The organism is Duganella sp. FT27W, from assembly GCF_009295655.1.
GTDB lineage: Bacteria > Pseudomonadota > Gammaproteobacteria > Burkholderiales > Burkholderiaceae_D > Rugamonas > Rugamonas zoogloeoides.
The window spans coordinates 577,948-597,110 of the sequence record NZ_WHIV01000004.1 but is presented as its reverse complement, the minus strand read 5'-3'; the positions used below and the strand labels follow the sequence as shown (position 1 = coordinate 597,110).

Genomic DNA, 19,163 nt, shown 5'->3' with positions numbered 1-19,163 from the left:
CGTCAGGCAGTGACGTTGATGAACTTGCCGATGGTCTGGCCCAGGGAATTGACCTGGGGCCGGCTGGCGGCAAATAATCCCGGCAGGGCCTGCTCGGCGCGCGAGGGATTTTCGATGGCGCGGTTGAGATTGAACGCAGGCGCGGGCTCGAGCGCAGGACGCGCGGCCTGGGTGCTTTCGCGCTGGTTTTGCGCCAGCGATTCGCGGTCCCGGCTCAGCTGATTCTCGCTCTGGTCCAGGCGGGCCGCATCCTGGTTCACGCGTGTTTCTCCCTGCTGTACCTGGCGCTCGGCCCGGACAACTGCGGATTGCAATGCGTTAATAGAAGTTACGGTAACCACGACTTATTCCCTTCAATCAAGAACCTCGGGCATGGCAGTGCAGATTTGACATCACTCAAGGAAAGATTAGGCCAGAAAAACGAAAAAGGCAAGGAGGCAACATGAAATATGGCGGACGTGGCGTTAGCCGCATCGCTAGCAGGTTTTTTGCCGATTTTTGTTGTATTTATTGCGATTAACATCTGTTGTCATGGCGGCAGCGTTGGCCACCCCGCTATAATCAATGATCAACATTGAATGTTACCCTATGAACTTGCAGCGCCTCGCTAATTTTCTCGGGATGTCGAAAACGACCGTGAGCCGGGCCTTGAACGGGTATCCCGAAGTCAACGTCAAAACCCGGGAACGCGTGCTCAAAGCGGCCCAGGATGCCGGCTACCAACCCAATCCCATGGCGCGCAGCCTGGCGCTTGGACGCAGCAATGTCTATGGTCTGATCTTCCCCCTGCTCACTGCCGACCTGGCCGACCCGATGTTTCTCGACGTGGTTGCCGGCATGTCCGGCGCGCTCGAAACCTTCAACAAGAACCTGATCCTTGCCCCCGTCTCGCCCGGCACCGAGCAGCGCGCCTACCAGCAGATCGTGCGCGGGCGCCGCGTCGATGGCCTGGTCGTCTCGCGCACGCTGGTGCACGACGAGCGCATCGCTTTCCTGACGCAAGCCAAGTTCCCCTTCATCGCTCACGGCCGCACCCAGCAGGATGCGCCGTACGCGTGGTTCGACTATGACCATGCCGCCGGCGTGGAACTGGCGCTCGAACGCCTGCTGGCGCTGGGCCACCGCCGCGTGGCGCTGGTGAGCGCTTCGCTGGACATGAATTTTGCCCGCGAGCGGCGCGACAGCTTCATGGCGTCGATGGCGGCCGCCGGCCTGGCGGTCGATCCGCGCTACCTGATCGCCGACTGCATCGACCGCCGCAGCGGCCATCACGCCATGCAGCAGTTGCTGGCCTGCTCGCCGCGACCGAGCGCCGTCATCGTCGACAACCACATGTCCGGCGCCGGCGTGGTGCGCGCCATGCGCGACGCCGGCATCGAGATGGGCAAGGACATGTCGGTGGTGGTGTGGGGCAGCATGGCCGATTCCCTGGCTGGCGGCAACGTCGCCACCATCGACCAGCCCGAACCACGCAAGGCCGGCGCGCGCATGATCGAAATGCTGCTGGCGCTGGTGAACGGCACGCCGGCGGCCGACTTGCAGGAGATGTGGCAGCCGGTGTTGTTGCCGGGGGGGACTATCGGGGTGTGTAGCGAGAATTAAGCAGTCGCCAGCGGCTGTATGGCGCGCAGGTGGTTGTTTGCCACGGTCTTGAAATCCGCCGAGATGCGCGTGTCTTGCAATACATCGTGCCAGAACTCCAGCGCCATGCCGTGGCCGCGCGACAAATGGCGTAATGCCACGTTCCCCAGGTAGTCAGGCTTCCATGCGCGCTCGACAATCTCGCCGTGGGCGTTCGGGCGATACAGCATGGGCAGCATGTCATATGCTTCAAGAAGGCGGTGCTGGCGTTCCAGCGTCCAGCGCACGGCAATATTGCCGTGGTGCTTGTCGGTGTTGCCGATCAGTGCACCGAACAGGTCGAGCAGTTCGACCGTGATGACGTCGTCCTGCGGCAGCACGCCGAGGCGGCCGAGCTCCTGGGCGACGGCGGTCCAGTTCCGGTCCATCATGCCGAGATCGCCATCGAGGGCAGAGAAGGTCGCCATCGGGCGCCGGCCCGTCAGGCCCACGCGATCGACTCTCACCACTTCCAGAAACACCCGGCCCTCGTATTCCAAAATCGAGGAAGTCGCCGCGGCGATGCCGTTGCGTAACAGCGTTTGCAAAGCCAGGTGTTCGCAGACCAGCAAGTCACCCCAGCGCCGCCCCGCCGCCGTGCCTGTCTGCGGCGAGAACTTGACGATGACCGGTTCGACCCGGCGGGGAGTATGAGCGCGCCGGACGGCGGCGGTGAACTTCGGTTGTTCGCCGCCGGCAGACGAACCTGGCGCATCGCCCTGCATGGCGTCGTCGGCCATCTGCGGATAGCGCTGCATGCGCTCCTGCTCGGTCAGCACCGCAGCCTCCTGCGCTGCCAATGACGCCAGGTAGCGCGCGTACGAATCATTGCCAAGGATAAGATCGCCTGCGGCGTTATCGCTGCGCCGCGCGATGTACTTGAGCACGTTTTCATCGGTCCAGGTCAGGATATCGGCAGGCAGCTCCAGGTCGCGGTGCTTGCCCGGCTCCAATCGGCCCAGGAAGCCTTGCGGGCGCAAGTCGCTGACGAAAAAGGGCATGCCCTGGTGCAGCTCGTAGCGCGTGCCTGCCAACGGTGTCATGGCGTAGAAACCGCCTTGCAGCACATCGAGGTGGCCGATTGGCATGATCAGGCCGTTCGTGGCAACACGAAATACCGGTATCGGCGCATCGACCCCAGCAACCTGCCGTCGCAGCGCATACTGCCGCGCCTTGCTCGCGCCCAGCACTACGCCGTCCGGCACGCCGGACCACAGCCGTGAAAAGGTTGGCTGGCTGATGTTCAACGCTTCCAGCAGCGCGGCAGCCTTGGCCGGACCGTTTTGCAGAAGCTGCCGAACCCGCTCGATGTTTTGAATTTTGGACACTTATTCAGCAATCCGTGAATAGCAAATTTTAGCGATTTCTCATAGTAGCATCATGCGTTTTTGAATGGCAAAGTGAATAGCATTTCAGCTTAGATTTTGTCGGCAAGAAGACTGGCAATCGCCGTTGCCTCGAGCTCGAACAACATGCCGTCGAGCGCCAGGCGCGGTACCGGGATCAGGGTGCAAGCCGGCGGCGGGGCGTCGGCCCAGGCAGCGCGCAGCGCGGTGCTGAAGATGGCGAGCCTGGCTTCGTCGTGGTCGACGATCAGCGCGGTGACCTTGGCCACCTGCGCCAGGGTGGCGTCGGCCGCTTGCAGTGCGGCGCGCAGGTTGGCCAGCGCTTGCTCTACCTGCGTCGCAAAATCCTCCGACAGCACACCGTTGACGTCTTCGCCGCCCTGGCCGGCGATGTAGACCAGCCGTGCCGGGGCCTCGGCGATGACGACATGGGTGTAGCCGTTCGGGCGCGGGTCGTACAGGGTTGCGGGATTGATGAATTGCATGGAAAGCCTCCTTGGTGAGCAATCCCGCCAGTCTAGAACCTCAATATAACTTGAGGTCAAGCCCCTACATATTGCGCCGGTACTGGCCTCCCACCTCGAACAGCGCCGTGGTGATCTGGCCGAGCGAACAGACCCGCACCGCGTCCATCAGCTTTTCGAACACGTTGGCGTTGGCAATCGCGGCCTGCTGCAACGCTGCCAGCGCTTGCGGCGCTTCGTTGGCATGGCGGGCGTGGAAGTCGGCCAGGCGGGTGAGTTGCGACTGTTTTTCGTCGTCGGTGGAGCGCGCCAGTTCGATTTTTTGCGGCGCTTCGCTGCCCTTCGGATTGCGGAAGGTGTTCACGCCGACGATGGGCAGGGTGCCGTCGTGCTTCTGGTGCTCGTACAGCATCGATTCCTCCTGGATCTTGCCGCGCTGGTAGCCGGTTTCCATCGCGCCCAGTACGCCGCCGCGTTCGGCAATACGCTCGAATTCCTGCAGCACCGCTTCTTCCACCAGGTCGGTCAGTTCGTCGAGGATGTACGCGCCCTGGTTGGGATTTTCGTTCTTGGCCAGGCCCCATTCGCGGTTGATGATCAGCTGGATCGCCAGCGCACGGCGCACCGATTCGTCGGTGGGCGTGGTGATCGCTTCGTCGTAGGCGTTGGTGTGCAGCGAATTGCAGTTGTCGTAAATGGCGATCAGCGCCTGCAAGGTGGTGCGGATGTCGTTGAAGTCGATCTCCTGCGCATGCAGCGACCGGCCCGACGTCTGCACGTGGTACTTGAGCTTTTGCGAGCGGTCGTTGGCGCCGTACTTGTCGCGCATGGCCACGGCCCAGATACGCCGCGCCACGCGACCCAGCACCGTGTATTCGGGGTCCATGCCGTTGGAGAAGAAGAACGACAGGTTCGGCGCGAAGTCGTCGATGTGCATGCCGCGCGCCAGGTATGCCTCCACGAACGTGAGGCCGTTCGATAGCGTGAACGCCAGCTGCGAGACCGGGTTGGCGCCCGCCTCGGCGATGTGGTACCCGGAAATCGACACCGAGTAGAAATTACGCACCTGGTGGTCGACGAAATACTGCTGGATGTCGCCCATGACTTTGAGCGAAAACTCGGTGGAGAAGATGCAGGTGTTCTGGCCCTGGTCTTCCTTGAGGATGTCCGCCTGCACCGTGCCGCGCACGTTTTGCAGCACCCACGCGCGGATGCTGGCTGCCTCGCCGGCGTCGGGCTGGCGCTGGTGTTCGGCCACGAACTTGTCGAGCTGCTGGTCGATCGCCGTGTTCATGAACATGGCGAGAATGGTGGGCGCCGGGCCGTTGATGGTCATCGATACCGACGTCGAAGGGCTGCACAGGTTAAAGCCGTCGTACAGCACCTTCATGTCGTCGAGCGTGGCGATCGATACGCCCGAGTTGCCCACCTTGCCGTAGATGTCGGGGCGCAGCGCCGGGTCGGCGCCGTACAGCGTGACCGAATCGAACGCGGTGGACAGGCGCTTGGCATCCATGCCGGTGGAGACCAGCTTGAAGCGGCGGTTGGTGCGGAAGGCGTCGCCCTCGCCAGCAAACATGCGGGTGGGGTCTTCGCCCTCGCGCTTGAACGGGAACACGCCGGCCGTGAACGGGAACGCGCCCGGCACGTTTTCCAGCATCAAAAAGCGCAGCACCTCGCCGTGATCTTCGTAGCGCGGCAGCGCCACCTTGCGGATGCGCGTGCCGGACAAGGTGTGCTGGACCAGTTTGGTGCGCAGTTCCTTGTCGCGGATGGTGGTGACGTAATCGTCGCCGGCGTACGCAGCTTGCAACGCCGGCCACTGCGCCAGCAGTTTTTTGGCGCCGGCATCCATGGCGCTGTCGCGTTCCAGGATCACGTCGTCGAAGTCGGCAAGGCTGATGGATTTGCCGGCGGCGGCCAGCATGCGTTTCGACTCGGTCAGTTGCTGGCGCTCGCGGGCCAGGGTGACCTGTTTGCGCGTGTGGCGGTGATAGCCGCGCACGGTGTCGGCGATTTCGGCCAGGTAGCGCGCGCGCGCTGGTGGCACGATCACGTTCTTGCCGCTCGAGTGGCGCGCGGTTTCCGGGGCCAGCCTGCCGGCGGTCGTGTGCAAGCCGAAGCGGGCCAGGAGCGGCAGCAGGCCCTGGTACAGGGCCGTGACGCCGTCGTCGTTGAAGCGCGAGGCCTGGGTGCCGTACACGGGCATCTCGTGCGACGGTGTGCTCCACAATTCCCGGTTGCGCTGGTATTGCTTGGCGACGTCGCGCAAGGCGTCTAACGCGCCCTTGCGGTCGAACTTGTTGATCGCAATGATGTCGGCAAATTCGAGCATGTCGATTTTTTCCAGCTGCGACGCGGCGCCGAACTCCGGCGTCATCACGTACATCGACACGTCGACGTGCGGCACGATGGCAGCATCGCCCTGACCGATGCCGGACGTCTCCACGATCACCAAATTGAAGCCGGCCACCTTGCAGGCGGCAATCACGTCGGGCAGCGCCTGCGAAATCTCGGAGCCGGCATCGCGCGTGGCCAGCGAACGCATGAATACACGTGCTTGGCCATTCCAGGGATTGATGGCGTTCATGCGGATACGGTCACCGAGCAGCGCGCCGCCGGACTTGCGGCGCGACGGGTCGATCGAGATCACGGCGATGTGCAAGGCGTCGCCCTGGTCGAGGCGGATGCGGCGTATCAGTTCATCGGTCAGCGACGATTTGCCGGCGCCGCCGGTGCCCGTGATGCCCAGCACGGGCACCGCCAGGCCGGCAGCAGCAGCGAGCAGTTCGGTGCGCAGCGCTGGCACGGCGCGGTCGTTCTCCAGTGCGGTGATCAGCTGCGCCAATGGCCGGTGGCGGCCGGCCACGTCGCCATCCGTGAGCGGCGCGAGCGACGTGGGCGAATACTGCGACAGGTCGATATCGCACTGCGCCACCATCCATTCGATCATGCCCACGAGACCCATGCGCTGGCCGTCCTCGGGGCTGAAGATGCGGGTGACGCCGTAGGCATGCAGTTCGGCGATTTCCTCGGGCACGATCACGCCGCCGCCGCCACCAAACACCTTGATGTGGGCGCCGCCGCGCTGGCGCAGCAGGTCGATCATGTATTTAAAATATTCGACGTGGCCGCCCTGGTAGCTGGAGATCGCGATGCCCTGCACGTCCTCGGCCAGGGCGGCAGTCACCACTTCGTCCACTGAACGGTTGTGGCCCAGGTGGACCACTTCGACGCCGTTCGATTGCAGGATGCGGCGCATGATGTTGATCGAGGCGTCGTGGCCGTCGAACAGCGAGGCGGCGGTGACAAAACGGATTTTGTTGGCTTGCTGTTGCTGCTCTGCAGCGGCGGCCAGACGTGGCGTGGAGAGGTCGTTCATGGGTATCCTTTCTATGCTGCGCGCTGCTGCGCCAATTGCGCCAGCAGGCGTGCTTTATCGGTGCGGAAGGTGGCAACAGCTTGCTCCTTCACATGGCCGAAGCCCCGTACTTTTTCCGGCAGCGTGGCCAGTTCCACGGCCAGCGCGTGGTTGTCCGGTGTGAGCTGGGCCAGCACGGCGCCGACCATCTCGCGATATTCGGTGATCAGCGCGCGCTCCATCTTGCGCTCGGCCGTATAGCCGAAGAGGTCGAGCGCACCACCGCGCAAGCCCTTGAATTTGGCCAGCAACTGGAACGCCTTCCACATCCACGAGCCGAATTCCGCTTTTACCAGGTGGCCCTTGGCGTCCTTCCTTGCCAGCAGCGGCGGCGCCAGGTTGAATTTCACCGAAAAATCGCCGTCGAACTGCTGCTTCAGTTGTTCGACAAAGCGGCCGTCGGTATACAGCCGCGCCACCTCGTATTCGTCCTTGTACGCCATCAGCTTGAAATAGTATTTCGCCACAGCCGTGGACAGCTTGTTGCCGAGTCCGAGCGCGGTTTCGCGTGCGCGCACGGTGGTCACCAGGTCGCTGTACCGCGCCGCATAGGCGGCGTCCTGGTAGGCGGTCAGAAACGCCACGCGCTTGTCGATGACGGTATCGAGGCTTTGCGGCATGTGCAGCACCACTGCCTGCGCCGGCGTGGCCACGCGTTCCACCCGCGCCAGGTCAAACGCCGCGCGCCGGCCCCACAGGAAGCTTTGCTGGTTCGATGCCACGCCCACGCCGTTCAATTCGATCGCGCGCAGCAGCGCCGCTTCGGACAGGGGAATGCGGCCCCGTTGCCAGGCATAGCCGAGCATGAACAGGTTGGCCGCGATCGAGTCGCCCATCAGCGCGGTGGCCAGCCTGGTCGCGTCGATGAAGTCGGCCGCGCCGTTCCCCACCGATTGCGCGATCAGCGCCTGCACTTCCTCGGCCGGGTACTGCCAGTCGGCGTCCTGCGCGAAGGTGCCCGGCGGCTGCTGGTGCAGGTTGACGACAGCGAGCGTGCGGCCGGCACGCATCTTCGAGATGGCGTCGGCGGCGCCGGCGGTGAGCATGTCGCAGCCGAGCACCAGGTCGGCCTCGCCGGTGGCGATACGCTGGGCGCGCAGGTGCGCCGGGGTACGGGCGATTTTGACGTGCGACGTGACGGAGCCGTTTTTTTGCGACATGCCGGTCATGTCCAGCACCGACGCGCCTTTGCCTTCCAGGTGCGCGGCCATGCCGATGAGGGCGCCGACGGTGATCACGCCGGTGCCGCCGATGCCGTTGATCAGGATGTTGTACGGCTGGTCGCACGACGGCAAGACCGGCGCTGGCAGCGGGCCGAAGTCGTCGATCCGGGCTGCTCCGGCGCGGCTCTTCTTGAGCGTGCCGCCTTCCACCGTCACGAAGCTGGGACAGAAGCCCTTGGCGCACGAATAGTCCTTGTTGCACGACGACTGGTCGATGGTGCGCTTGCGGCCAAACTCGGTTTCCTTGGGCAGGATGGACACACAGTTCGACTGCACGCCGCAGTCGCCGCAGCCTTCGCACACGGCTTCATTGATGACCATGCGCCTGGCCACGTCCGGATAGTCTCCCTTTTTGCGGCGACGGCGCTTTTCGGCGGCGCAGGTCTGGTCGTAGATCAGCACCGACACGCCGGCTACCTCGCGCAGCTCGCGCTGCACCGCGTCCATATCCTTGCGGTCGTGCAGCGTGATGTGGGCCGGTAGGGCACTGCGATCGTGGTAGCGCGACAAATCTTCGGTGACGAGCGCGATGCGCTGCACGCCTTCGGCCGCCATTTGCCGCGCGATCAGCGGCACCGACGTGATGCCGTCCACCGGCTGGCCGCCGGTCATGGCCACCGCATCGTTGTACAAGATTTTATACGTGATGTTGACCTTGGCCGCCAGCGCGGCGCGGATCGCCAGGTAGCCCGAGTGGAAATAGGTGCCGTCGCCCAGGTTCTGGAACACGTGGGGAATGGTGGAGAACGCCGCCTGGCCGATCCACGGTGCGCCTTCGCCGCCCATGTGGGTGGTGAGCTTGTTGAACTCGGGGTAAATCGAGGTGGCCATGACGTGGCAGCCGATGCCGGCCAGCGCCAGGCTGCCTTCCGGCACCTTGGTGGACGTGTTGTGCGGGCAGCCGGAGCAGTAGAAGGCGGGCCGGAACGGCGTGTTGACGGCGCGCGTCAACACGGCATCCTTGGCGTCGAGGAAGTCGAGCCGCGCGGCGATCTGTTCGCACGTGGCCGCGTCGAGGTCGAACCGCTTGATCCTGCTGGCGATCACGCGGGCCACCTGCGACACCGAAAAATCGGCCTTCGAGGTGAGCAGCCATTCGCCGCGCGGCGCCACCCATTCGCCTTTTTCGTCGAACTTGCCGATCACGCGCGGGCGCACGTCGTCGCGCCAGTTGTACAGCTGTTCCTTGAGCTGGTATTCGACGATCTGGCGTTTTTCTTCGACTACCAGGATTTCGTCCAGGCCTTGCGCGAACTCGCGCACGCTGTCCGGTTCCAGCGGCCACGGCATGGCCACCTTGAACAGGCGCAGACCCACCCTGGCGGCCATGGCCTCGTCGATGCCCAGTTCTTCCAGTGCTTCGAGCACGTCGAGGTACGATTTACCGGAGGCGATGATGCCCAGCTTGGCATCGGGGCTGGTGATGGTGGTGTGATTGAGGCGATTTTCGCGCGCGTAAGCCAGCGCCGCATAGATTTTATAGTCCTGCATCAGCGCTTCCTGGTTGCGCGCCTGGCGCCCCAGCGGAATGCTCGACAGCCGCGCGTTCAGGCCGCCTTCGGGCATGACGAAGTCGTGCGGGATGTTGACCTGCACGCGGAACGGATCGGCATCGACCGAGCTTGACGATTCCACCGTGTCGGCCAGCGCCTTGAACGCCACCACGCAGCCGGAAAAGCGCGACATGGCCCAGCCGTGCACACCGAGGTCCAGGTATTCCTGCACATTGCACGGGTACAGCACGGGGATCATCGACGCCGAAAACAGGTGGTCGGACTGGTGGGGCAGGGTGGACGAATACGCGCCATGGTCGTCGCCGGCCACCAGCAGCACGCCGCCGTGCTGCGAAGTGCCGGCATGGTTCATGTGCTTGAAGACGTCGCCGCAGCGGTCCACGCCGGGGCCCTTGCCGTACCACATGGCGAACACGCCGTCGTACTTGGCCTCCCCGATCAGGTCCACCTGCTGCGAACCCCATACGGCGGTGGCGGCCAGGTCTTCGTTCACGCCGGGCACGAACTGCACGTGGTGCGCGGCCAGGTGCGGCTGCGCCTTCCACAGGTTTTCGTCGAGGCCCCCGAGCGGCGAGCCGCGGTAGCCGGAAATGAAGCCGGCGGTGTTGAGGCCCGCAGCCTGGTCGCGCACGCGCTGCATCAACGGCAGGCGCACCAGCGCCTGGATGCCGGACAGGAAAATGGGGCCGCTGGTGGCGGTGTACTTGTCGTCGAGGCCGACGTCGAGGTTGACGTTGCTGTCAGGGGCCCCTGCGGCGAGCGCAAGGCCCGTGGTGTCGTCTGGCATGGCGGTGTCTCCGTTATGTGCCGTTCTTGCCCGGCCCTGCGAGCACCGGGTAGGCGCGCCAGGATCGGGCTATGGGCCGCATGGTGGCGGCACTGGCAGATAGTTTAGGCTTAAATTACCTGCTTTGTAGCGCAGTATGGGCGCGTTGGCTCCGGCGTGGAAATACCGTTTGCGGATGGGGGTATAAGGAAAAGTGATGGGGTGGGCGCGGTGCTGCTGCGCGGGAATGACGGATCTTGGGCTGGCGGTTCGTGACTGGTGCTCAGCCGTCGATCACGGCGGCGCCGGGCCAGGCGCCGTTGGCGCACAGCTCGCCGCACACGCTGCGCACCAGCGCACCTACTGCCTGCGCAGCATTGGTCAGCGGAATGTTTTTCGACGCGCACAGCACCACCGTGCGCGCGATCGCCGGCTCGCCGATCGCCTGCGCGCGCAAGGTGCCGCGCTGTAATTCATCCAACACCGGCGCCGACGGCAAAATGGTCGCGCCCAGATCGGCCAGCAGCGCCGATTTTAAAATCGCAATCGAATTGATTTCGATCACCGACGACAGCGCCAGGCCGGCGCTGCGCAGTACGCTTTCGATGCGCGGCCGCACGCCGTGCTGCAAGCCGGGCAGGATCAACGGCGTGGCCACCGCTTCGCGCAAGGTGAGCGCGCGCTGGCCCAAGGCGTACGGGGCGTCGGCACGGCAGATGAAGCGCAGCTCTTCCTCGACCAGCGGCGTGGTGGCGAACTGGCCCAGCTGGCCGTCGTCGAACAGCACCGCCAGGTTGACCCGGCCCGAGCGCAGTTGCTCGTTGAGGTTGCCGGTCAGCTCCTCGGTCAGTTGCAGCGTGATTTCGGGATAGCGGGCGCGCGCAGCGGTGAGCAGCGGCAAGGCCAGCGCGCCGGAAATGCTATGCGGCAGCCCCAGGGTAACGCTGCCGCTGGGACGCTCGGCCGATTGCACTACGGCCGAGCGGGCGTCGGCCACCTGCTTGAGTATCGCCTGCGCGTGTTCGTAGAAAATTTTGCCGGCATCGTTGCTGAGCATGCCCTGAGCGGAGCGGTGCAGCAGTTGCACGCCCAGTTCTTCTTCGAGCTGGCGCAGTTGCTGGGTCAGTGCCGGCTGCGCCACGTGCAGTGCCAGCGCCGCGCGCGACAGCGAGCCGTGATCGACGATAGCAACAAAATAGCGAAGTTGGCGCAGTTCCATGTTTGTTGCAGTAGTCCGACAAGCGCGGTGAAAGGATCGTGCCGCACAGTGTAGCACCGGCTCCTGATGATCCTGACGAGAAACTATTTGTTATACTCGATTCAGGTTTTCCGCATTTCTTCCAGCCTTGATAACGGGTGCCCGTATGTTCAAGAAAGTCGACGCGTCGCAGCTCAAGGTGGGCATGTTCATCCAGGACCTCAGTTGCGACTGGATGGCCCACCCGTTCGTGCGCAACCGGTTCCTGATCACCAGCGATGCCGAGATCCGCAAGATCATCAACGCCGGCATCCACGACGTGGTGATCGACAGTGACAAGGGCCTGGACGTGGAGGCGCCCACGCTGGCCGAGGCGCAGGCAGCCACCGAGCGCGAAATTATCGATCTGATCGCCAAGTCGCCGGTGGTCACGCGGGTGGCGCTGGGCGAGGAAATGCGGCGCGCGGCGCACATCCGCCACCAGGCCTCGACCCTGGTGCGCTCGGTGATGCAGGACGCGCGCCTCGGCAAGGCTATCGAGCTCGACCAGGTGGCGCCGGTGGTGCAAACCATTACCGAATCGATCCTGCGCAATCCCGGCGCGCTCACCGGCTTGCTGCGCATCAAGAACGCCGACGACTACACCTTCCTGCATTCGGTCAGCGTGTGCACCTTGCTGGTGGCCTTTTGCCGTTCGCGCAATCTTGATGCCGAGACCACCCACCAGGCCGGCCTGGGCGGGCTGCTGCACGACACCGGCAAGGCGCTGGTGCCGGACGCCATCCTCAACAAGCCGGGGCCGCTCACCGACGAGGAATACGAGATCATCCGCCGCCATCCGCAGGACGGCTACGACCTGCTGCGGCAGTCGCCCGAGATCGGCCCGATTCCGCTCGACATTACCTTGCACCACCACGAGCGGCGCGACGGCAGCGGCTATCCGAACCGCCTGGCCGAACGCCAGATCAGCGACATGGCGCAAATGGCGGCGATTGTCGATGTGTACGACGCCCTGACGTCGGACCGCTGCTACCACAAGGCCATGCCGGCGGCTGCTGCGCTGCGCAAGATTTACGAGTGGAGCAAACACCATTTCAACCCGCAGTACGCGCAGGAATTCATGCGCTGCATCGGTATTTATCCGGTGGGGACCATGGTGATGCTGGAATCGGGCCGCCTGGGCGTGGTGATCGAGCCGCACGAGACGAACCTGCTGGCGCCCAAGGTCAACGTGTTTTTCAATACCAAGCAGAACGTGTACATCAAGCCGGAAACGGTCGATCTGTCGCGCGGTCTCGGTTTTGGCGGCGCCGACAAGATCGTCGGCCATGAATCGGCCGCCAAGTGGAATGTGGACCCGATGCGGTTTTTAACCCTGGCCTAGAAGAATTCCGCCGTGTCGTTCGATTCGGTGCTCTGCAGCAGTCCCTCGCTGAGCAGCTCGTCGTAGTGGCACACCAGGTTGCGGCCGTGGCTCTTGGCGTAGTACAGCGCCTGGTCGGCGCGGCCCAGCACGATCACCGGCGGCTCGAACGCGGTGATGCTGACAAAGCCCACGCTCACCGTCACCTTGCCCACCTGCGGAAAATCGTGCGACGCCACGTTCTGGCGGAAGCGTTCGATGATTTTCCAGGCATTGTCCTGGGTGGTGCCGCGCAGCAGCACCACGAACTCTTCGCCGCCGAAACGGAACACCCGGTCCTGCGCGCGGAAAGACGTATTGAGCAGGTTGGCGATCAGGATCAGCACTTCGTCGCCGTACAGGTGGCCGAAGCGGTCGTTGACGTGCTTGAAATGGTCGACATCGACCACCGCCAGCCATTGCCGCTCTTCCTCGCCGTGCTGGCGCCGTTCCAGTTCGCCGGGCAGGGTCAGCGACTCCTGGTCGGCGCTGGCAGCGAGCATCTTGGCCAGCTGGTCATCGAAGGTTTTGCGGTTGAGCAGGCCGGTGAGCGAATCGCGTTCGCTGTAGTCGAGCAGGTTCTGGAAATTGCGGTACACGCTGACCACGCCGCCGATCACCTGGATGGTGGCGCTGGTGTAGGGCGTGGGATTGACGATTTCGAGGCAGGTGTCGGCCTTGTCGCCGAGCCAGATCGGCAGCCACAGCGTGTGGCCGCCGCTGTCGTTGGTCACTTCCGCGCTGGCGTCGTGGCGGGCCAGGCAAGCCGCCAGCGCCGGGTAGTGTTCGATCGGCTCGCCCGGTTGCTGGAGGTCCGACATCCCGACCATGGTGGCCGCCTCGCCGGCGACAATCTGCGCGCGCGGGCGTACGAACATCTTGCCGCGCACAACGGCAAGAGTCAGTACCCGGGTACAGCTGGCATTGGCGAGTTCCTGCACCGCCGAGATCACGGAGATGTCGAGCATCGTATGATCGCGGTGGCCGGTCATGTCCACCATGTGTTTCAGTAGGGAATCCATTTTCTTCTCTGGAGAAAAATGCTGTCCTGCGCAAATGGGCAAGCTAAGCAGGATAATAGCTTTTTGCAATCTAGGCAATTCATGTGTGCGAAAAAAAACTATACCAGCACAATCGTGTGGTTCCTTGCGCTTGAAAAATAGTTCCACATGGAAAACTTGTCTCAAGTCAACTCTCCCAAAAGCCCGCTCCGTATAGTTGATTGCAATGGCGCAGCGACGGCAAACCACCGCCGCCGTGCTGCTACCGCGCCAGGGTCATCCTTTCCACCTTTACGGGAGTTCATCATGACATCGCTTCTTGCAGCAGCAAAAGTGTTTGCATCCGACGAGGAGGGCATCACCGCCATCGAGTATGGCCTGATTGCCGCCACTATGGTCGCTGCGGTCATTGCGGCGTTCTCGTTCCTCTCGCCGGCGTTGAAAGACGCTTTCGAAAAGATCTCGGATGAGATCGCCGCTCATAACGCTTGACGGCTTGGCTTTCCAGTCGCAGTCCGGGCTGGAAAGCCTTTTTATTTTCGGAGCGTGCCCATGTGGACCGCCATCGACATCCTCGTGCTCTGGCTGGTCGCGCAGGCAGCAGTGACCGACCTGGCGCTGCGCAAAATTCCCAATGTCCTCGTGCTCGGCGGCCTGGCGCTCGCGCTGGTGTTGCAGTGGCTGGCTAACCCCTGGCTGACCGCGCTCACCCACTGGTTCACCGGCCTGCTGGCCGGTTTTTTCCTGTTGCTGCCGCTGTACCTGTTGCGCGGCATGGCCGCCGGCGACGTCAAGCTGATGGCCATGGTGGGCGCGTTCCTCGGCCCGCAGGCGGCGCTGCACGTGGCGCTGCTGACCTATCTGTTTGGCGCACCGCTGGCGCTGGCCACGCTGCTGTGGCACGGCTGGCGCCAGGGCGATGGTCTGGCCACCGCGCGCCGGCTGGGCCGCAACCTGTGGCGCCTGGTGCAGCCGTGGCTGGGGCGCCTGGCGGGCCTGCCATTGGCGCCGCTGCCGCGCGAGGCGATTGCCAGCGTGGGCGGCATGCCGTACGGCGTGGCAATCGCGCTGGCCACGGCAGCGGTTGTGGCGTGGCCGCATCGTTAGGCCACCCGTTGGCGCCTTCTTGCTGCCGGTCAATATCCGCCAGGCAAGCCTCGCTAGACTCGATTCCTCAGTGAAATATTTTCAGTCGTCCCTACAGCAGCGCGGAGAACAGTCATGCTCAGCCTCGATTCCTTACCTTATTCTGCCCCTGCCACCGCCCACCTGGCCGACACCGAAGCGGCCAGCGTGCTGCCGCCGCCACCGCGTTCGCTGCGCGACACCGGCCTGCCGCAGCAGTTCGTGGTGGAGCTGGTGGCCAAGGCCTTGTACCTGGCCGGCAAGACCCATCTGCCGGTGCTGACTACCCGGCTGCACCTGCCGATCACGGTGCTGCGCGAGGCGCTCGACTTCATGGTGGCCGAGCACGTGGCCGAAGTGGCGTGGCGCGGCGAATCCGATATCGATATCCAGTACCAGCTGACGGCGGGCGGCAAGCAGCGCGCGGGCGGCTGGATGGAGCGCTGCCGCTACGCCGGCCCGGCGCCTGTCACGCTGGAAGCTTACCGCGCCATGGTCGAGCGGCAGTCGCTGCCGGTGTCGATGCTGGACCCCGGCGAGCTCGGCGTCGAACTGGCCGACCAGTTGCTGGCGCCCGGCGTGCTGCAAATGCTGGGCGCGGCCATGTACGCCGGCCGCACCATGCTGTTGTACGGGCCGTCGGGCAGCGGCAAGTCCACGCTGGCGCGCAAGCTGGGGGCGCTGCAACAAGGCGTGATCACGGTGCCGCATGCGCTGCTGGTGGGGCAGGACGTGGTGCAGGTCCATGATCCGCAAGTGCACCTGCCGCCGCACGGGCCCAATGCGCGCCACAGCCGCGTGGCGGCCGATCGGCGCGGCGTCGATGCGCGCTGGGTGCTGTGCCAGCGGCCGGTGGTGGCGCTCGACGCCGATGTCACCGCCGACATGCTCGACCTGCAGGCGGACACGCCCAACGGCTGCTACCGCGCCGCGCCGCAGCTCAAGGCCAACAACGGCCTCCTGATCGTCGACGACCTGGGGCGTCAGCGCATGGCCGCCACCGAGCTGCTCAACCGTTTCACCCAGGCCCAGGAGCTGCGCCGCAGCCAGTTGTCGCTGGCCGGCGGCTACCACTTCGAGGCGCCATGCCGCATGCGGCTGGTGTTTGCCACCAGCCTGGCGCCGGAAGCGCTGCTCGACGCGGCAGCGCTGCGCCGCGTGGGCTACAAGATTCCGGTGGGAGCGCTGGGGGAGGCGGCATATCGCGCGCTGTTCCGCCAGCAGTGCCTGGCCGCCGGCGTGCTGTACGACGAGGCCGCGCTGCGCTACCTGGTCGATGAGCTGCACGCGGGCAGCGGCCTGCCGCTGCTGGCCGCGTATCCGCACGAGATCGTGGGCCGCATTGTCGATTTTGCCGGCTTCAATGGCGCGCCGCCCCGGCTCACCATCGGCGCGCTGGACCAGGCCTGGACCAGCATGTTCGCCGGCTCAATGTCGGTACCCGCGCCGTCCGCCAGCGACCTGGCGCCACTGATCGACCAACTGGCCCAGCACATCGTATGAAAAACCGCCGCGCACTGTGGATGATGGCGCTGGCCGTCGTGTTCGGGCTGGCGGCGGTGGCGCTGGCCTCGCGCTGGCTGCTGGGCCAGGCCCCCACCGCCGCCAACCGCATCGTGGTGGCCGCCACCGACATCAGCCTGGGCCAGCGCCTGACGCCCGAGATGATGAAGACGCTCGACTGGCCGGCCGACAACCTGCCGCACGGCGCGCTGCGCGATCCGGCCAAGCTGGCGGGGCGGGTGCTCAAATCGAGCGTGCTGCGCGACGAGCCGCTCAGCGAAGCGAAGCTGGCGCCGGCCGGCACCGTCGGCGGCCTTTCCGCGCTGATCACCGAGGGCAACCGCGCCATCACCGTGCGCGTCAACGACGTGGTGGGCGTGGCCGGCTTCGCGCTGCCGGGCAATTTTGTCGATATCCTGGTCAACACGCAGTCGGCGCGCGGTGGCGACAATGCGATTTCCAAGATCGTGCTCGAACGGATACTGGTGTTGGCCGTGGCGCAGGAAGTGGGGCGCGACGAAACCAAGCCGCGCGTGGTCAACGCCGTCACGCTGGAAGTGACGCCCGGCCAGGCCGAAAACCTCGACCTGGCGCGCAGCGTGGGCACGCTGTCGCTGGTGCTGCGCAACCAGGTCGATCCGCGCCCCGGCACCACTGACGGCGCCACCAAGGCCTCGCTGCTGGGGATGGCGGCGCCGGCGGTTGTTGCAGTAGCTGCGCCTGCGCCGACCGGCGGGGCCACCGCGCCAGCCGCGCCGCGCGCCCGGCTGGCTGCCGCCGGACCGGCGCGCCACTGCGTGGGCGTGATCGCCGGTGTACAACGCAAGCAGGAATGCCTGTGAGGACGCCATGATGATCCGGTCATCATTCTCTCTTCGCGCCAGTGCCTGGCAACTGGTCCTGGCGGCGGTCCTGGCCGTGCCGGCCACCGCGTTTGCGCAGCCCGATCGCGCCAACACGAGCCTGCGCTGCGCCGGCCAGGCCGCCGCGCCCGGCCACCTGGCTCTGCAACTGGGCAAATCGACGTTGATGCGCATGCCCGAAGCGGTGGCCGCGCGCAGCGTGGGCAACCCGGCCGTGCTCGAGGCGATGCTGGTGGCGCCGGACACGTTGTACGTGGCCGGTATCGACATCGGCACCAGCAACATGATCGTGCAGGGCAGGAGCGGCGTCTGCAACGTGGTCGAGGTGGTGGTGGGCATCGATCCCGGCGCCTTGCAGGCCTCGCTGGCGGCGTTGATGCCGGAGCAAAAACACATCGTCGTCACCGGCGCCGGCGACACGCTGGTATTGAGCGGCACCGCCAGCGACACCCAGGCGGCCGGGCGCGCGCTGGAACTGGCCCAGGCCTTCGTGCGGCGGCCAGCGCGCGCCTTGTCCGCCGGGGGCGAGAAGGAGGGCGCAACTCCCACCAATCCCACCACTGGTGCCGGCGCGGGAGCGGGCACCGGCGCCGCGCAGGCCCGGGTGATCAACTTCCTCAACGTCGGTGCGCCGCAGCAGGTGATGCTGGAAGTGAAAATCGCCGAAGTATCGAAGACCCTGCTCGACAAGCTCGAAAGCGGCGTCGCGCTCGGCGTGGGCGGTGGCAGCTGGGCCAGCGTGCTGGCGTCGAACTTCCTCAGTGGCACCCTGCGCGGCGGCCTGGCTGTGGGCCGCGCCACCGGCGACCGCTTCGGGGTCCAGGCGGAAAAACAGGAAGGCCTGGTGCGCATCCTGGCCGAACCGACGGTGATGGCGATCAGCGGCCAGGAAGGCAGTTTTCTTGCCGGCGGCAAGATCCTGATCCCGGTGGCGCACGATAACAACAAGGTCACGCTGGAAGAGAAGGAGTTTGGCGTGGGCGTGCGCTTCACGCCCACCGTGCTGGCGGGCGGGCGCATCAACCTGCGGGTGGCGCCGGAAGTATCGGAACTGTCGCGCGAGGGCGTGGGCATCTCGGCCTCCGGCTTTACCGGCGCCGCGATCCTGCCGTTGATCACCACCCGGCGCGCCGCCACCACGGTGGAGCTGCAGGACGGCCAGAGCTTCGCCATCGGTGGCCTGATCAAGAACAACCGCACCACCAACATCAACGGCCTGCCGATCCTCGGTGAATTGCCGATCCTGGGAGCGCTGTTTCGCAGCACCGATTTCCAGCACGACCGCACCGAACTGCTGTTCGTGGTCACCCCGCGCCTGGTGCGGCCACTGCCGGTCGATTACCAGCTGCCGACCGACAGCGTGACCGCACCCACCCGCACCGAGCTGTTTTTGGGCGGCAAGCTGGAAGGCGCACCACCTCGATAAACTTCAGGAACCTCTATGCGACTTCTTTTCGTGATGCTGGCGGCATGCACGCTGGCCGGTTGCGCGGTTTTTTCTCCCGCGCCCACCACCCCGTACTGGGACACCCACTTCGGCGCCATCGCCCGCCTGGCGCTGGCGCAGCAGGTACTCGATGCCAACGCCGGCCGCAATCCCGATCCCGTGGCCGGCATCGACGGCAAGGCTGCACAGCAGGGTTATGTGCGCTATCAAAAATCGTTCAGCGACCCGCCGGCGCAGCCCACCTTCGTCATCGACGCCAAATAAGGAAAT

The 19,163-nt window shown here is 65.0% G+C and carries 15 protein-coding genes; 8 read left to right on the top strand and 7 right to left on the bottom strand.

The features are described from left to right. Window positions 1-2: 2 nt before the first annotated feature. A complete protein-coding gene (locus tag F8197_RS19775; RefSeq protein WP_373996916.1) occupies window positions 3-260 on the bottom strand; it encodes a hypothetical protein in 258 nt (85 codons plus the stop codon). Window positions 261-588: 328 nt separating this feature from the next. Between F8197_RS19775 and F8197_RS19770 the strand changes: the two genes are divergently transcribed. Next, on the top strand, window positions 589-1,602 hold the full coding sequence (locus tag F8197_RS19770; protein WP_152883275.1) for a substrate-binding domain-containing protein: 1,014 nt from the start codon (window positions 589-591) through the stop codon (window positions 1,600-1,602). Here F8197_RS19770 and yjjJ read toward each other — a convergent pair. The 5 genes from yjjJ to F8197_RS19745 all read right to left on the bottom strand — a co-directional run bounded on the left by yjjJ (window position 1,599) and on the right by F8197_RS19745 (window position 11,573). Further along, entirely contained in the window at window positions 1,599-2,948 is a 1,350-nt protein-coding gene (gene yjjJ, locus F8197_RS19765; RefSeq protein WP_152883274.1) for a type II toxin-antitoxin system HipA family toxin YjjJ, read from the bottom strand. The genes F8197_RS19770 and yjjJ overlap by 4 nt on opposite strands. An 89-nt stretch (window positions 2,949-3,037) precedes the next feature. Beyond that, window positions 3,038-3,451, bottom strand: coding sequence for a RidA family protein (locus F8197_RS19760; RefSeq protein ID WP_152883273.1), 414 nt, complete (start codon window positions 3,449-3,451; stop codon window positions 3,038-3,040). Window positions 3,452-3,515: 64 nt separating this feature from the next. Next, complete coding sequence (gene icmF / locus F8197_RS19755; protein ID WP_152883272.1) at window positions 3,516-6,812, bottom strand: fused isobutyryl-CoA mutase/GTPase IcmF; 3,297 nt, start codon at window positions 6,810-6,812, stop codon at window positions 3,516-3,518. Window positions 6,813-6,823: 11 nt separating this feature from the next. After that, entirely contained in the window at window positions 6,824-10,375 is a 3,552-nt protein-coding gene (locus F8197_RS19750; protein ID WP_152883271.1) for an indolepyruvate ferredoxin oxidoreductase family protein, read from the bottom strand. Between the two features lie 262 nt (window positions 10,376-10,637). After that, complete coding sequence (locus tag F8197_RS19745; RefSeq protein WP_152883270.1) at window positions 10,638-11,573, bottom strand: LysR substrate-binding domain-containing protein; 936 nt, start codon at window positions 11,571-11,573, stop codon at window positions 10,638-10,640. 145 nt (window positions 11,574-11,718) lie between these two features. On the opposite strand from F8197_RS19745, the gene F8197_RS19740 reads away from it, so the two are divergent. After that, entirely contained in the window at window positions 11,719-12,936 is a 1,218-nt protein-coding gene (locus tag F8197_RS19740) for an HD-GYP domain-containing protein (RefSeq protein ID WP_152883269.1), read from the top strand. On the opposite strand, the gene F8197_RS19735 is transcribed toward F8197_RS19740, so the two are convergent. Continuing rightward, window positions 12,933-13,976: a GGDEF domain-containing protein gene (locus F8197_RS19735; protein WP_193333484.1), complete on the bottom strand. Its 1,044-nt coding sequence runs from the start codon at window positions 13,974-13,976 to the stop codon at window positions 12,933-12,935. The two genes, F8197_RS19740 and F8197_RS19735, sit on opposite strands and share 4 nt — an antisense overlap. A gap of 285 nt (window positions 13,977-14,261) precedes the next feature. Between F8197_RS19735 and F8197_RS19730 the strand changes: the two genes are divergently transcribed. From F8197_RS19730 to F8197_RS19705, 6 genes are all read left to right on the top strand, one after another. After that, on the top strand, window positions 14,262-14,447 hold the full coding sequence (locus tag F8197_RS19730) for a Flp family type IVb pilin (protein ID WP_040378099.1): 186 nt from the start codon (window positions 14,262-14,264) through the stop codon (window positions 14,445-14,447). Window positions 14,448-14,507: 60 nt separating this feature from the next. After that, a complete protein-coding gene (locus tag F8197_RS19725) occupies window positions 14,508-15,062 on the top strand; it encodes a prepilin peptidase (RefSeq protein ID WP_152883268.1) in 555 nt (184 codons plus the stop codon). 114 nt (window positions 15,063-15,176) lie between these two features. Continuing rightward, window positions 15,177-16,583: an ATP-binding protein gene (locus tag F8197_RS19720; RefSeq protein ID WP_152883267.1), complete on the top strand. Its 1,407-nt coding sequence runs from the start codon at window positions 15,177-15,179 to the stop codon at window positions 16,581-16,583. Continuing rightward, entirely contained in the window at window positions 16,580-17,425 is an 846-nt protein-coding gene (gene cpaB, locus F8197_RS19715) for a Flp pilus assembly protein CpaB (protein WP_152883266.1), read from the top strand. Before F8197_RS19720 ends, cpaB begins: the two co-directional genes overlap by 4 nt. Before the next feature lie 7 nt (window positions 17,426-17,432). After that, the gene (locus tag F8197_RS19710) at window positions 17,433-18,872 is read left to right on the top strand and encodes a type II and III secretion system protein family protein (protein ID WP_152883265.1); all 1,440 of its coding nucleotides are present in this window, start codon (window positions 17,433-17,435) and stop codon (window positions 18,870-18,872) included. A 15-nt stretch (window positions 18,873-18,887) separates the two neighbouring features. Further along, a complete protein-coding gene (locus tag F8197_RS19705; protein WP_019923908.1) occupies window positions 18,888-19,157 on the top strand; it encodes a hypothetical protein in 270 nt (89 codons plus the stop codon). Window positions 19,158-19,163: the final 6 nt, after the last annotated feature.